The organism is Flectobacillus roseus (genome assembly GCF_030056595.1).
Classification (GTDB): Bacteria; Bacteroidota; Bacteroidia; order Cytophagales; family Spirosomataceae; genus Flectobacillus; species Flectobacillus roseus.
In genome coordinates, this window is record NZ_JASHIF010000021.1 from 161,600 (window position 1) to 178,403 (window position 16,804).

At 37.8% G+C, this 16,804-nt stretch carries 8 protein-coding genes; 4 read left to right on the forward strand and 4 right to left on the reverse strand.

Annotated features, from left to right (window positions below):
- Window positions 1-101 precede the first annotated feature (101 nt).
- The 3 genes from QM524_RS20935 to QM524_RS20945 form a co-directional block, all read right to left on the reverse strand.
- Window positions 102-986, reverse strand: coding sequence for an alpha/beta hydrolase (locus QM524_RS20935; RefSeq protein WP_095164192.1), 885 nt, complete (start codon window positions 984-986; stop codon window positions 102-104).
- A gap of 271 nt (window positions 987-1,257) precedes the next feature.
- A complete protein-coding gene (locus QM524_RS20940; protein WP_283346064.1) occupies window positions 1,258-2,925 on the reverse strand; it encodes a glycoside hydrolase family 43 protein in 1,668 nt (555 codons plus the stop codon).
- Between the two features lie 806 nt (window positions 2,926-3,731).
- Window positions 3,732-4,124 carry a hypothetical protein gene (locus QM524_RS20945; protein ID WP_283346065.1) on the reverse strand — a complete coding sequence of 131 codons (393 nt, stop codon included), beginning with the start codon at window positions 4,122-4,124 and terminating at the stop codon, window positions 3,732-3,734.
- 249 nt (window positions 4,125-4,373) lie between these two features.
- On the opposite strand from QM524_RS20945, the gene QM524_RS20950 reads away from it, so the two are divergent.
- From QM524_RS20950 to QM524_RS20965, 4 genes are all read left to right on the forward strand, one after another.
- Window positions 4,374-8,456, forward strand: coding sequence for a hybrid sensor histidine kinase/response regulator transcription factor (locus QM524_RS20950; protein ID WP_283346066.1), 4,083 nt, complete (start codon window positions 4,374-4,376; stop codon window positions 8,454-8,456).
- Window positions 8,457-8,705: 249 nt separating this feature from the next.
- Window positions 8,706-11,855, forward strand: a complete 3,150-nt coding sequence (locus QM524_RS20955; RefSeq protein ID WP_283346067.1) for a SusC/RagA family TonB-linked outer membrane protein — start codon at window positions 8,706-8,708, stop codon at window positions 11,853-11,855.
- Between the two features lie 11 nt (window positions 11,856-11,866).
- Window positions 11,867-13,678, forward strand: a complete 1,812-nt coding sequence (locus QM524_RS20960; RefSeq protein ID WP_283346068.1) for a RagB/SusD family nutrient uptake outer membrane protein — start codon at window positions 11,867-11,869, stop codon at window positions 13,676-13,678.
- Between the two features lie 384 nt (window positions 13,679-14,062).
- Entirely contained in the window at window positions 14,063-15,994 is a 1,932-nt protein-coding gene (locus tag QM524_RS20965; RefSeq protein ID WP_283346069.1) for an alpha/beta hydrolase-fold protein, read from the forward strand.
- A gap of 278 nt (window positions 15,995-16,272) precedes the next feature.
- Here QM524_RS20965 and QM524_RS20970 read toward each other — a convergent pair whose 3' ends face one another.
- Window positions 16,273-16,653, reverse strand: coding sequence for a Dabb family protein (locus tag QM524_RS20970; RefSeq protein ID WP_283346070.1), 381 nt, complete (start codon window positions 16,651-16,653; stop codon window positions 16,273-16,275).
- Window positions 16,654-16,804 lie beyond the last annotated feature (151 nt).

The following is a 16,804-nucleotide window of genomic DNA, read 5'->3' on the forward strand; positions in this document are numbered from 1 at the left end:
AAAACAGTTTCAACCTATAAAAAAAATGCGTCCAAGACTAAGTCTTGAACTAGTAGAGCCGAAAGCCCAAAGTTTAGATTCAACTCTGCACGATTACTTAATTACAACCAATTATTGCGCTTCAACCAATCAAAGAGAGGTTCCATCCAGCCTTTATGTCTGAAAATAAATCCGTGGTCGCCTTTGGGATAAATGTGCATCTCGACCTCAACTTTGTTTTTTCGTAAATTTTCAAAATAGGAAATACTATTGTCCACATCTACAAGTTTGTCGTCGGCAGCGTGAGTCAAATAAGCTGGTGGCGTATTGGCTTTGATTTGTAATTCATTAGAAAAAGTTTCGATGTCGGCAGCAGTAGGATTTTTACCAATCAAATTATCACGAGAACCGCCGTGCGTAAGTCCGTCTTTCATCGTAATAACGGGGTAAACCAATATCTGAAAATCAGGTCGTAAGCTGGTGTTATTGGGATTTTCGATATAGGATTTCTCGAAATGCGTAGCGGCAGTACTTGCCAAGTGTCCTCCTGCCGAAAAGCCCATGATACCTATTTTGTTTTTATCAATCCCAAATTTGTCAGCATTTTCACGTACAATCTTGATGGCTTTCTGAGCATCTTGTAAAGCTCCTATTTTTTTATCCACCATGATATCATCGTTGGGTAATCTGTATTTCAGAACAAATGCGGATATCCCTTTTTCTGCCAAGGCTTTGGCGGTACTCAAACCCTCACCATTATAAACAACTACGCCATAACCTCCCCCAGCAATTACGATGACTGCAGTCCCGTTGGGTTTTTCGGGTTTGATATATTCTAGTGTAGGAGTAACTACATCCCTGTACATTCCATTTTCGTTGATTTCTTTTTTGCTGGTAGCTCTAGCATTTGGAACAGCGCCATCATATAAAGGGATAATTTGCTGAGCTTGAGCGGAATTTACGAGACATCCGACCAAGCAACTAACTAATAGTAGTACTTGCTTCATTGTTTTTGGATAGTTTTGTTAATTCAAATCATGACGAATAATGTGCATAATCAATAGAATACTGTCAAGGTGCGAAATAGAATTTTATTACCTTGGTGGGTAAAATACCATTCAATTTTTGGGCTTTCGACTTTCAGCAATGGGCTTTCGGCAAAAATATTCTATCAATTCATACGAAATATTTTAATCCAATGCCCACAGCTAAAAGCCGAACGCTCTATAGTTTCACTCAAGATTACCTTATTTAATGGTGAAACAAATAAGGCTACTTTTATTTCAGTACAGAATCTTCACCGCTGTATTTTAAATACTTGAATGTGGCACTATTGTCAGATTTTTCACCGTTTGAAGTCGCATACATCGCAAAAACGTTACCAATAAATCCACCTGAAACTCTGGTAGATAGATGCTTACCATCTTGATTTTCAGCCAAATTCTTAAAGTCTTTGCCATTTTCTGAAATGGCAAAATGGCATTTATCTGCATTATTGGTTATGCGTAAAACCAATTTTCCATTGCCAACAGGTAGCGTACTGATTAACTCTACGTCTTTTTTGCGGTGAACACTTTTATACAATTCTACCTGTGTTTTACCATCTTTGATTGATTTTGCTAAGAAATAGTAATGACTTTCATCTTGATAAATCACCAAACCAGCTTTTTCTTTTTCAGATTTTGGAGAAAAAACAAGTTCTGTTTCGGCAGTGCTATTCATGTGTTGCTGGCGTTTGGCCACAAAAGATGGATTGCCGAGTTCTGAAATAGTTTCAGGTTTGAGTTTTAGGGTAAGCCCGTTTTTAGAAGTTTTGAACGAACTACTATCTACAGTGCGTAAGTGCATCATGGAAAGGTCAAGACCTTTATCAAATTTCATGGTATAAGAAAAATTACCGTTTTGAGGCAAAGCACCGTTTTGTTTTACTTCTTTAATATTGGTTTCGTATTTGTATTCGATGGCTTTTTCACCATGCTCAATAATTGGCCAATCGTTCACCCAAGTGAGCGGAGCAATAAACATTTCACGACCTGTATTGTAATAATCACCTTCATACGGACGAACCGCCAGAAATATAGAATACCAGTTGCCATCAGGTCCTTCGATAAATTGGGCGTGTCCTGCCGAGGTAATCGGATTTGGGCGGTTAGCTGGTAATTCTCTTTGCGTTAATACTGGATTTCCTTCAAATGGTACGTAAGGCCCCCAAATATCTTTGCTACGCAAGGCCACTTGTGAGTGATTGACCGAGGTTCCGCCTTCTGCACAGTACAAAATATACCAATCGTTACGTTTCATAACGTGTGGTCCTTCTATCCAAACAGGTTTTTTTGTAATATCTACGCCGCCGTTGATCAATTGCTTTTTGTCACCAATCGTTTTCAAGTTCTTGTAATCAAACTCATACATTTGCACGGTACGATGACCAGAGTAAAGAGGCTTATTATCAGGAGCTTCGCTGTTATAAACGATGTAGGCTTTATCGGTAGCTTCGTCAAAATAAATGGAGGGGTCGATGCCTCTTACTTGTGGCAATTTTACAGGATCGCTGTAAGGACCTGCAGGATTCGTAGCCGTCACCACAAAGTTACCGTCGTGGTCAATATCGGTACAAGTAACATAGTAAATGCCTTTGTAGTAAGCAATGGCAGGGGCAAAAAGTCCACGACTCATACGCTCGCCCATGAAGTCCATTTGTGAGGGACGGTTGATGACATTCCCAATTTGTTTCCAGTTTTTCAAATCACGGCTGTGCATAATAGGCAAACCTGGGAAATACGAGAAAGTAGAATGAACAGAATAATAATCTTCTCCTACTTTTACAATACTTGGGTCAGGGTAAAAACCCGTCAAAATAGGGTTTTGCAAAGTAGTTTTCTGTGCGTTTGAAACACTGACTGTAAACAAATAAGTAAGTACTAAAATGAATGCTTTGATTTTCATGACTATAAAATGTATTTGCTAAAATTTATTTTACTGAAAAAGTAAAAACTTTGCCCCTCTGCGTAGCTACGTCAAAAGGAATACTTTTTTAATTCAAAGGATTGAATAATTGGTTTTGGGATAGGGAGTCTATCTAGATGAGCGCTTCGTAATGGTTCAGACATTTGATGGTAATAAAGTCAGAAGTAGTTTTAATTTTTGCACCGTGAAAATAGGTGAACGTATAATAGAAGTGTAGCACAAATAATCAAAAAAGGACTAACTATGTTCAAACCAATCCATTTATTGGTACTATTAGGTGTTGTGTGAAGATTTTGTGACATAATTTATTGCTTTAAATTTCGGAATCAAAAAAGTCCTTGATAGAATTTTTTACGTTTTTTTACAAACTAAAATACCTAATGTATTGCCTATGATAAAGTTAGAAACGCTGATTTGAGTCCATGTTGATTTACCTAGTAAAAAACTTTGATTTATCGTTTGATGTCAAAATAGTTTATTGGGAAGCCTCTTAAATGATGATTAAAAGGATTTTTTAATAATGACCGAAATCGGAGTTTGTCTTAAATTAAAGTTGCAGCACTATTTGATAAAATTGGGTCAATGGGAAAAGATATAGAAAACAGATAGATGAAATTTTTAATAGCACTCTATCTGTTTTGAGTCCTTAGGAAATTTAGCGTATCAGGTTCTGACATCAAAAATCGATTTAATATCAAGGGTCGTAGGCAATAATAGAAGCCCCCATTTTTTAGGTATGAAATAGACCCTTGAAGAATTGAAAGTAACAGAACTGCAATATTTAACTATTTCCAACTCACTGCAACTCCTTTGATATTAAAATCTGTCACATCAAGTCTAATAATGGCGTCTGCTCCGTGTTTTGCAGCCACTTTTTTCAAAATAGCTAAATTCTGATTCACTACACCAGCATCATACCTATTGGTTCTTGTGCTGATATACAAAATACCTATTTCATGATACGGTTTTGATGGAAGTTGAGTAACATATAATTGCACAGAATCGGCTGAAGTAGGCTTGTAGTCTTTATCAGGATTTAAGGCAATGAATGTATCAGGAAACATCTGATTACTACAACTTAAACCGCTCACAGACAGTGCTATCAAGAGTAAAAATAATCTACACTTATAAAGTTTTGACTTTGGGATAAATGGATAAGAACTTAATACGTTTTTCATAGTTTTAATTTTTAGAATAGTGTAACAATTTACTATTGGAGGTACTCAAGACACCAAGGGTGGCATTAAGAAGTATCTTTCTAAAAGTAGTAAATTTCTCTTTATCACTCGAAAGCACTCCTAAAATTATTTAGTTTTTCAGGAAGTAAGAGCTCAGCCTTTTTGGGATTAACCTAAGTAAAAGTAGAAAAAGCCTCTTTATTCCTTTTTATATTAGAGATATCGATTACTGCTTAAAACTCCCAGCTTATGAAAAAAATGATCCTTTATATTTTTATCCTATTATGTTATCAAAGTTGGAGCCAGCATTCGATATATAACTTCACTAATTATACTACCAAAAATGGTCTTGCCTCTAACACTACCTATGCAATTCACAAGGATAGGGATGGTTTTATGTGGTTTGGGACTGATGATGGTCTAACAAAGTTTGATGGGCAAAACTTTAAGGTGTTCCGTCACAAAGATTCTGATCCCAGAAGTATCGGAAGAGGTTCGGTGGCGGCAATGACCGAGGACAATCACGGCAACTTATGGGTGGGAATTTGCACAACGCTGTCTTTGTATGACCGAAGCCAAAATCAATTTACAAATATTGATTTCACCCCTTATGGTTGGATTAGAAGTTTGTGTTCCGACAGCCGAGGAAATTTGTGGGTGGGTACTTATACGGGTCTATACTATTTGGATACAAGAACAAAGCAAATTCGGGGCTACCGAAAAAATGAAAAAGATGTCGATGCTTTATCTTCTGATGTAATTTTGTGCTTGTTTGAGGATTCAAAAAAACGAATTTGGGTAGGAACAAACGCTGGTTTACATAGACTAAAAGAAGATAGAAAGGGCTTTATTAGATTTGAACATAATCCTAAAAATCCTACTAGTATATCAAGTAGTATAGTTCGCTCTATTGCAGAAGGAACCAATGGTGAATTTTGGTTTGGTACCGATGAAGGTTTGAATTTATTACAAGATGATAATCGATTTTTGAGCTACCAACATCATCCCAACAATCCTAATACACTCAGTAATAACAAAATTTATAAAATCACTTTTGACAAAGACGGGATGTTATGGGTTGGTACTGATGATGGAGCTAATGTTTTTGATACACATACCAAAAAAGCCTTTAGAATAGCAAATACAATTGCTAAAAATCAGTATTACCAAAATGACTTTATAGGTCATTCGGTACGTGAAATTTATATCGACCATAATGGGCTTTACTGGCTAAGTACTTTACAAGGAGGTATTAATAAGTACGATGCTAATTTGGCTTTTTTTAATCACAAATCTTACAATCCTTTCGATGCACGTGGCTTGAGCGCAAGATCGATTACTTCCTTCGCCGAAATGCCCAACGGAAAAATCTATATAGGGACCGATGGAGGTGGGCTTAACCTTTATGATAAAAAAACAGGGCTTATTGAGCATATTCTATTCAATAAATTAATTCCTAGCAAAATTGTTGGTGCATTGGAAGTGATTGGTAATAAGCTTATTGTAGGGACATATGGCGATGGAATGTATATTTTGGATACCGAAAATAAACGAGTAAAATATATCAAAATAAGGGCGAATCAGGGTAGTGATGTTCCCGTAAATTGCCTGAAAGTAGATAAACAAGGTAATATCTGGATTGGTACCAACGGAGAAGGGGTATTTATTTATGAAACATCCACCCAAAAGCTACATTCGATTAGAGACCTCTATCAGTCTACCTCTAAAGTCTATAACTTTTTAACGAATGGATATACCACGACATTAGAAGAAGACGCTCAGGGTAATATGTGGATAGGAACAAATGGTGCAGGTTGTGCGATTTATAATCCTAAAAATCATAAAATCGAAATCCTGAATCATGCCACAAGTAATTTAGCACTTGACCGAATCCTGAGTATTTATTGTGACACCCGTGGTAAAGTCTGGATGGGTGTATTTGGTGTGGGCCTATGTACATTTGATTTTCAGCAAAGAAAGTTTATACAATACGGTGAAGCCCAACTCTTATCAAATGATATCGTCTACAAAATCCTTGAAGATGAAGAAAATAATCTTTGGGTGAGCACCAACCAAGGAATTAGTAAGTTTGATCCAAGAAAAAAGACTTTCAAAAATTACAATTACCATAATGGTGTTCAGCAGAGTACTTTCAATATGGGGGCTGGAATCAAAACACAGTCTGGCGAAATCTATTTTGGTGGGCTCGATGGATTTAATTATTTTATACCTTCTACGCTAAATATTAATAACAAAACCCCTAAGTTGATTCTGACGGATTTGAAGATTGGTAACAAAAGTGTCGTTCCTGGCGAAAATGCTGAAATTGACAAACCGATTACCGTAGCTGATAAGATTACCCTGAGCTACAAACAGAATTTTTCGCTCGATTTTGTGGCACTCAATTATACCTCCCCACAAGAAAGTCAGTATTCGTACATATTAGAAGGATTTGATAAAGAATGGAATAAGGTCGGAGCTGTAACCAATGCCGTTTACACTAATTTGGACCCCGGCAAATACCTATTTCGGTTGAAAGCTCAAAGTGAAGATGGTTCTTGGCATACGCCCGAAAAGGTCTTAGAAGTCAATGTGTTGCCTCCTTTGTGGAAGACTCCAATTGCCTATTTTATTTATTTTTATATCGTATTTTTTACCCTTTGGTATCTTCGAAAAAGAGGGATTGAAAAACTCAAAAATGAGTTTGAATTAGAAAAAGAACGAACAGAAAATGAGCGTAGAATAGAGCTAGAGAAACTCAAAATCAAATTTTTGACCAATCTAAGTCATGAACTAAAAACACCATTGACCCTTGTACTGAATCCAGTAGAGAGTCTGATGGTAAATGAACAAAGTGAGAAAAAAATACAAACACTCAATCTTATTAATCGAAATGCAAAGCGGTTATTAAACTTGGTCAATCAGCTATTGGATTTTAGAAGAATAGAAGACAATGAGCTGAAGTTGCACCTATCAGAAGGTGATGTGATTGAGGTGGCCAAAGATATCTTTGAGTCCTTTAAATATTTATCCGAAACCAAACATATTCAGTTGGACTTTGAAAGTGTAACTCAGTCCTATTATTGCGCTTTTGATAAAGATAAAATTGAGCGTATTTTATTGAATTTACTCTCAAATGCCTTAAAGTTTACAGATCCTAATGGAAGTGTCTATTTTCATGTCGAAATAGCAGCCGACGCCAGTGGAATTAAATTTATCGTAGGAGATACAGGCTCTGGCTTTTCTAAAGAGATGTACGAAAAGATTTTTGATAGATTTTTTCAGATACCTACCAACCAATCAACCTTAAACCAAGGTAGTGGTATCGGGCTGTCTATTACCAAAGAGTTCGTCAAATTGCATGGTGGTAATATCGAAGTAGAAAGTGAAGAAGGAATGGGAAGTATCTTTACCGTCTTTTTGCCCTTGAAAGAGACAAGTAGTACTTTTCAACAGGAGACTTTTGTTCCACAGGAAGAGGAGTTCTCTGAGGAAGAATGTGCAATTGATATTCAGGAAACAACGACGGAGAAATTTGAAAAACCTACTATTTTGCTCATAGACGATAGTGATGATATTCGGTACTACTTGAAAGAAAACTTGAGTGACAAATACAAAATTATCGAAGCTGCAGACGGTAAACAAGGCTGGCAAAAAGCTTTATCAGCGCATCCAGTATTGATTGTCAGTGATGTCAATATGCCTAAGATGGACGGTATATCACTTTTACAAAAAATCCGAAACGATAATAGAACCAAACATATTCCTATTATACTTTTAACCGTTTTGGCTGAAGAAAAAGACCAACTAAATGGACTATCGCTAGGCGCAAACGACTATCTGGTCAAGCCTTTTAGTTTTAATCTTTTGGATGTAAAAATTGGTAATTTATTAAAAACGAATCAGACCTTCAGAGAAACCTACAGCAAACATATTAATGTAGAAACGCCAGAAGTACAGATAGAGTCGCAAGACGAAAAGTTCTTATTGGAAGTAACTCGTCATATCGAGGAAAATATCTTACAAACAAACTTGTCAGTTGAAGAAGTAAGTAAAATGATGAATATGAGTCGTAGCACTTTCTATATCCGTATATTGGCGCTCACAGGCGAGACTCCCGTAGAATATATTCGATCGATGCGCTTGAAAAAGGCTGCCTACTTACTCGAAAAAAGTGATTTAAGAATTGCAGATATTAGCTTTGAAGTGGGCTTTTCAAATACAAATTACTTTGCGAGAGCCTTCAAGACAAAGTACCAAATGACACCTTCTGAATATATTCGATTGAAACGAAAAACAGATATTTTAGTAGAGAAAACAGAAGTTTACTAAATTGAAAAAAAGGGTAGATATACCCCAACTTTTACCAAGAAAAAAGACCAATCAAGATACCAGTATGCTAGCCAGCAACCTATATACGGCTAACATACTGGTATTTTTTTATGGATAAAACATTTCGTACAAAAATCGAGTAAAATGTGCTAATCCAATTTTCGGACATAAACTTACTTTACACCGTCAAAAGACGCCCCTCTTCTCGAGAGGATAATATTCTATCTTAAAACAATCATATTTTACTCTATGAAAAGAAATAATTACTTTATTATTCAGTGGCAAAGTTTTCCCTTGATGAAATTGTGTTTAATGATGTTTGCAGTTCTTTTGAGCTATACAATTCAGGCGCAAACTATCAAAGGAAAAGTAACGGCAGAAGATGGAAAACCTGTGGCAGGCGCTACTATAAAGGTAAAGGGAAGTAATGTAGGAACAGTAGCTAATAACGATGGAGAATACACTCTGTCTAATGTAGCGAAAAACACGGTTTTTGTAATTTCGAGTATTGGATATTTACCAGCTGAAATTAACATTGGTACAAGAACATTTGTAGAGATTGTATTAAGTGCCGATACCCGTGAGCTTGGTGAAGTAATTGTAGTGGGTTATGGTACTCAAAAGAAAAGAGATATCACTGGAGCTGTGGTTTCCGTATCTGAGAAAACCCTCAAAGAAGTACCAGCACCCAACTTGCTAAATTCATTAAAAGGTAGAGCCGCTGGGGTTTCTATTGTGAGCAATGGCTCTACACCCGGTAGTCAGGCATCGATTCGTGTTCGTGGTAACCGCTCATTGACAACAGGCTCTGGCGATGGACTTGATGGCCCATTAGTAGTGGTAGATGGTATTCCTTTTGGAGGTTTGAACGATATCAACCCAGATGATATTTCGAATATTGAAATTTTGAAAGATGCTTCAGCAACGGCTATTTATGGCTCACGTGGTGCAGGTGGTGTGATTTTAGTAACTACCAAAAGAGGTAAAGTTGGCAAGCCAATATTTAGTTATGATGGATATCACGGCATAACAAGTATGATGGGTAAATACAACGTAATGAATGGCGAGCAGTATGCCAAATTCAAAGATTTGTCGGCAGCGTATAACACACAAGGTGCGGGTACAACAGCATATCCTTTGACAGAAGAAGAAAAGGCAAATTTGGCGGCAGGGGTATCTACCGACTGGCAAAGTTTATTGTACAAGCCTGGGTTTAACAGTAGTCACCAACTTGGATTACAAGGTGGTGTAGAAAATACGCAATATGGCATGGGAGTTGGCTATTTCAATGAAACGGGGATTATGCCAAATCAGAATTTTGATCGTATGACAATTCGTGCGACAATAGACCAAAAAATAGGAAAGCATGTAAAAATCGGCTTGAATACCATCAACACCTTGACACACCGTAACGACCCTGCGGGAGGTGGTATACCAACAGAACTTGTTCGTCTTTCGCCTTTGGTGTTGCCGTATAATGCTGATGGTTCTGTGAATTTGAATCCTAAAAAAGGAACAATCGAAGCACAAGCAGTAAGCCCATTGACACTAATCTCTCGCGGAGCAGATATCCTTTCTAATGAGCGTTCGTTAAGAACTTTCAATAGTTTGTATGCTGAAGTAAACATTTTGGATGGACTTAAATATCGTTTCAATGCTGGTTTGAACTTTAGTCAATCACATTTCAATGGTTATGCTCCACCAAACACCTTTGTCAATACAGGAACAGATCAAAGTGTTTCAAGTGCCGATATTAGAAATACCGAGTATTGGGATGTGAACTTCCAGAATTTGTTATACTACGATAAAGTATTTGCTCAAAAACACAAAGTTAGTTTGACTGCTTTATATGAAATCACTAAAAACCATAGTTTAGGTTCAAACTTTAATGTAAAAGGAGTACCTGCGGATTACATCAAAACAGCCAACTTCGCTTTAGCATCTGGAACGATAACTGCCAATGCTTCTAGTGGAAACTTTTTCTCAGAAACTGGTTTGGTATCTTACATGGCACGTTTGAATTATACATTCAACAATAGATATACGATGACTGCTACTTTCCGTAGAGACGGTTCGTCGACTTTATCGCCAGGTAATCAGTATTTTAACTATCCTGCCATTGGTTTTAGCTGGAATGTTATTGATGAGCCTTTCATGCAAAAACTTCCTGCAGTTTCAAACTTGAAATTGAGAGGTGGATGGGGTATTTCAGGAAACCGTAACGTAGATCCTTATGCAACATTAGGCGCACTTTCTGCAGGTTATTATAACTTCGGTACTACTACAGCGGGTCAAGCTCTTGCGTATACAGTAACTAGTTTGCCAGCAAGTAATTTGGGATGGCAGTCTACAGCACAATGGGATTTTGGTTTAGAAATCGGGTTGTTTAACAACCGCGTAACTGGTTCATTTGATGTATACAAACAAAGTACAAAAGACATTTTGCTTTCAGTAAACCTCCCTCAAAGTAATGGTGCAGGTTCGGCGCTCAAAAACTTAGGAAAAACAGAGGGTAGTGGTTTTGAATCTTCTGTTACCATTGATGTAATCAGAAGTAAAAGTGGATTTAACTGGAGCACAGATTTAACGTACTTCTTCAACCGTGAAAAAATCACTCAGCTAACAACACCTACCGAATTGGACAATAAAGGTAACTATTGGTTTGTTGGACAGCCACTTACGGTTATTTATGATTATAACAAAATCGGTATTTGGCAACAGTCAGATAAAGACAATGGTACTTTAGCAAAACAAACATCACCTGTACAGGTGCCAGGTGAAATCCGTGTAGAAGATGTAGATGGTAACGGAAAAATTGATGCTAATGACCGTAAAGTTATTGGTAACTTCCAGCCAGCTTGGGAAGGAGGCTTCACCAATAGAGTTAGCTACAAAAACTTTGACTTGTCAATTGTGACTTACGCTCGTATGGGTATGAAAGTATTAGTACCATATTTGGCAGGAACATCAGGTGGTGGCTCAGGATTTGGATTCCTTAACCAAGGTCGCTCTAACCAATTGGTGATGGATTACTGGACAACTGACAACCCAACCAATGCATTCCCAAGACCAAATGCAGGCGGTGGTGTAAGAGACTTTACCTCTACAACACAGTACCAAGATGGTTCATTTATCAAAGTAAGAAGTATTAATGTCGGATATACACTTCCTACAAAAATGCTAGGCAAATTAGGCTTTAGTTCTGCTCGTGTGTATATCAATGCAACAAACCCGCTTATTCTGTATTCGCCTTTAGTAAGAGACAAACTGGCTATTGACCCTGAAGGAAACGGTTATGGTAACACCATTCAAGGAGGTAACTTCAACCGTGTGATTAGTGTAAACCTTAATAACCCTCCTGTGCGTCAGTTTACTTTAGGTGTTAATCTCAAATTTTAATAATCGGAAAAATGAAAAAAATAAAAATATCAATACTTGCTTGTACTCTATTTTTAAGTTTTGGTTGTGAAAATATACTAGAAGAAAAACCTCAATCTCAGATCGTACCTTCCTATTTCAATAGCCCTGCTGGTGTATTGGGAGGTATTGCAGGGGTTTACAATGAAATTCGTAACCAATGGGGTACTGAAGGGTTCTCCTCTGAAATGCAAGCGGGAACCGACGAATTTGTTCAAGGGGCAAGTAGCGGCGGTGGGCCTATTCATACGTTCAACGGTCTTAATGGTACCAACTTTGGTTCGGCATGGGGAACAGCCTTTACATGTGTCAATACCATCAACGGGGTATTAAAGTTTGGTCAGAGTATTGACCTTCCTGAGGCTACCAAAAAACAGTATTTGGCACAGGCCAAATTCTTACGTGCTTTTTGGTATTTCTATCTAGTGCAAACTTGGGGAGATGTGCCATTGCATACTGAATTTATTACAGTTCCTTCTCAGGCAGCAAAAAGAGACCCAGCGTTGGAAGTATATAAGCTCATTATCAAAGACTTGACAGAAGCTGCTGCTGATTTACCAGAAAAACCAACTGCTCCGTTTTTGGGTAAAGCAGCGACAAAACCTGTTGCACAATTTTTCTTAGCAAAAGCCTATCTAACACGTGGTTGGTTGACCAACTCACAAACAGACTATGCTGAAGCAGCTAAAATTTCGAGTGATATTATTGCTAACAAAGCCAACTATGGCTTGGATTTGTGGCAAGACTTTGGCGATGCTTTTGTGCCTGCTAATGACTATGGAAAAGAAACAATGTTTGTGAGTGACCACTCAAATGATGCTAAATTTGGCTATTATACAGTGGGTGGTGGTGCCAGTGGTGGTGCTGGACAAAACCTAACACCTTGGTTTACCAACTGGAACTATCCAAACAATAGTGGTGTAAACTCAACGGTAAATGCGAGTGGAGTTTTAGTAAACTCTGGTACTTCTTTGATGGTTCGTGACTCATATTATGGTCGTCCATACCAACGTTTGCGTCCAAATAGTGTTAAACAAAGCTCTGGAGAAGTGGCTGGAAAGAACTATTTCCTTGACCAAGCTTTTGTAAAAAGAGATATAGATTCACGATTTGCTAATACCTTCTATACGGTATATATCGCAAACCAATCTATTACTAACACTGCTACGGCAGCCAATAACAAAAGAGGAATTTCTTACACAACTCAAGTTGGGGTAGATACTGCCGTTTGGCTTCCTGATTTTGAAGTAGCAGGTGCACCTCAATTCTATGGCACAAGACCATTCAAAGGACTTATCATCCCTCCAAGTCTTTGGAAATCAGATGTATATCCAGCTATCAAAAAGCACATGGATCCTAGTCGTGGAAGTAATTTCAATGACCCTTCTACTCGTCCTGTTGTAATTACACGATTTGCTGAGGTATATCTTATTGGAGCAGAAGCTTATCTTCAGGCTGGAGACAAGGCAAAGGCTGCCGAGTTGTTGAATGTGCTTCGTCAAAGAGCAGCTTATCGCAAAACAAATACACCAGCGCAAAATACAGCGGCGGCTGCAGCGATGTTAATCAAGGATTCGGATGTAACAATCGACTTTATTTTGGATGAAAGAAGTCGTGAGTTGTTCGGTGAGTGGATGAGATACCAAGATTTAGTACGTACAAAATCATTGGTAAGACGTATTAAACTTTGGAATACCGAGGCTGCTCCTTATGTGAAAGATTTTCACGTTTTGAGACCTATTCCACAGTCAGAAATAGATCGTACTGTTGAAGGCCCTCCATTTACACAAAATGCAGGATACTAATTAGTGCTGAGTGGTGAATTGTGAATGCAATTTTTTAAATTCACAATTCACTTTATCAATTATACCGCATAGATATGCCTGTAGATTAGGATTTTTCAGAAACCAATCTTTTCATTAGCTTCGTAGGAGCGATAGTTTGGTAGCAAAGAATTTTTCCTGACCAACAAAAAGAGCGCCGTAGGTGCGACAGACCTCAAGATTTTGGTTTTCTGTCGTACCTACGGCACTTTTATAAGTTAGTAGGCAATTTAAAATTCAACTATTTGGCTTTCGACTTTCAGCAATGGGCTTTCGGCAAAAACATATTAGAACTCTTTGCCTAATACCTATGGCTTACAGCCTAGCGCATATTTAATACAAATACAACCTAAAATAACTCATACTATGAAAAAAACATTATGGGCTTGCTTGACTGCCTTACTGTTTCAGGCAAATGGTTTGCAGGCTCAGCAAATAGCCCCAGAAGCTCCTAAAGGTTTTGATGTACTTCAAAGTACTATTTCACATGGCAAAATAGATACGATTGTCTATGAATCCAAAACTGTAGGCACTAGCCGAAAAGCCCTAGTTTATACACCCCCTGGTTTCAATAAAAAAACGAAATACCCTGTGCTATATCTGTTGCATGGTATCGGTGGTGATGAAAAGGAGTGGCTTAATGGCGGTAAACCTCAAATAATTTTAGATAATCTATACGCCGAAGGTAAAATCCAGCCGATGATTGTCGTAATGCCTAATGGCCGTGCCATGAAAGACGACCGTGCTGTGGGTAATATTATGGCTCCTGATAAAGTACAAGCTTTTGCTACTTTCGAAAAAGATTTATTAAACGATTTAATTCCTTTTGTTGAGAAAAAATACCCCACATTAATCGACCGAGAAAGTCGCGCCATTGCTGGACTTTCGATGGGCGGTGGACAATCGCTTAACTTTGGCTTGGGTAATTTAGATAAATTTGCATGGGTTGGTGGTTTTTCGTCAGCACCCAATACCAAGATTCCAAAAGAGTTGGTACCTAATCCTGAAGAAGCCAAAAAGAAACTCAAATTACTATGGATTTCTTGTGGCGATAACGACGGATTACTTTCTTTTAGCAAGCGTACACATGAGTATTTGTACCAAAACGATGTGCCACATATTTATTATCTTGAGCCTGGGGTTCATGATTTTAAAGTCTGGAAAAACGGCTTGTATATGTATTCTCAGTTTTTGTTTAAACCCGTGAATACTTCTTCTTTTACCAAATATACTATTTTGGGAACCCCTGCTAGCACCAATATTCGCAATGCTCAGTATCCTCAAGTGCTTCCTGACAACCGTGTGGTATTCAAAGTAAAAGCTCCTAATGCTCATAAAGTACAAATTGATTTAGGAAAAAAATACGATATGATCAAAGATAGCACTGGTTTCTGGCACGTTACCACCGATTCTATCAGTCGCGGATTTCATTACTATTCTTTATTGATTGATGATGTAGCCGTCGTCGATCCTGCTAGCGAGACTTTTTACGGTATGAGTCGCCAAGCGAGTGGCATCGAAATTCCTTACAAAGAAGGTGGTTTTTATGCCCTCAAAGATGTACCTCATGGCGATATTCGTATCAAAAAGTATTTCTCAAAAGCTAGTAACACATGGCGTGAAATGTACGTTTATACACCGCCAGGCTATGATAAGACAACCGAAAAATATCCTGTTTTGTATCTTCTACATGGCGGTGGCGAGGATCAGCGTGGCTGGGCAACACAAGGTCGTACCGACCTCATTTTGGATAATTTGATAGCCGAGCAAAAAGCAAAACCAATGGTAATTGCCATGCTAGATGGCAATTTTTATGGCAATGGTGGTGGAATTGCAGGCTTTGGAGAGCCACAACTCAAGGCCTTCGAAAATGAATTGAAAAATGGGGCAATTCCATTTGTAGAAAGCAATTTCAGAGTAGAAACCGATGCGAAAAATCGTGCTTTGGCAGGGCTTTCGATGGGTGGATTACAAACACTTTATGCAGGAATCAAGAACACCGATTTATTCTCATACTTGGGGGTATTCAGTTCAGGATGGTGGGCTAATAATACAAAACTGTCTGATCCTCAATACGAATTCATGAAAAACAACGCTTCGACAATCAACTCAAATCTAAAAGAGTTATGGATTTCGATGGGAGGGAAAGAAGATATTGCTCATGCCAATTGCCAAATTATGATGAAAAAATTTGATGACATGGGGGTAAAATACAAATATAGTGAATACGCTGGTGGACATACTTGGCCTGTTTGGCGACATGATATTTTCTTATTTTCACAATTGTTGTTTAAGTAGGAGGATGTTATTTGTTAACAGTAAATCTGTTATTTGAAGGAACTCTCAATCTGAAGAATACAATCAACATATTATTTATCTACTATTTTAGAAAGCACTGTAGGTGCGACAGAATCCAACATATTTTGTTTTCTGTCGCACCTACGGCGCTTTTTATAATTCCAACGCCTTTTTTGATACTCTCATACTAGATATCACTCGGACTGAGACGCAATCATTGCGTCTCTACTAGTCCATTTAAAAATAATCACTAAGTCACTCAATCTCAACTCACTCAATTAAGGTAAGAAATAGTCTATGGCCTCTACAGACTCGATATTTTCAGCACCTAGTTTAATGTGTTTCTGGTGTTCGGGTGATTTGCCATAGGCATCTTCTTCTTTTTGACTTTTGAAAGTAGTAACGTATACATGCTTTACTTTACTGGGGTTTTTATCATCCTTTACAATTCCCCATTCATAGCTTTTTACCATAGATAATTTAGATAGATTTTTGAACGAAATATCAACTTTTCGTATCAAGTCCATAGAAGTATTAGTCTTGAATGTTACCACAACTACATGGCGTAGTAGTCCTTTGGCAGGAATTGCTTTTGGCGTAGGTTCTGGACCTTTGTTCCAAGTCAAACAGGTTGCAAGGGTTATGATTTTGAGGAGCATAGAATATAATTTATTAGTTAACTTAAGTTAGTAAGTTGGTGGGCAAAATAGAATTTAATTTTTGTGCCCAAGGCATTCAGGTATCAGCTTTCGGCGGTGGGCTTTGTAAAAAAGCATGGCTGTGGTTAATAAAAACATTTTAACACTCTGT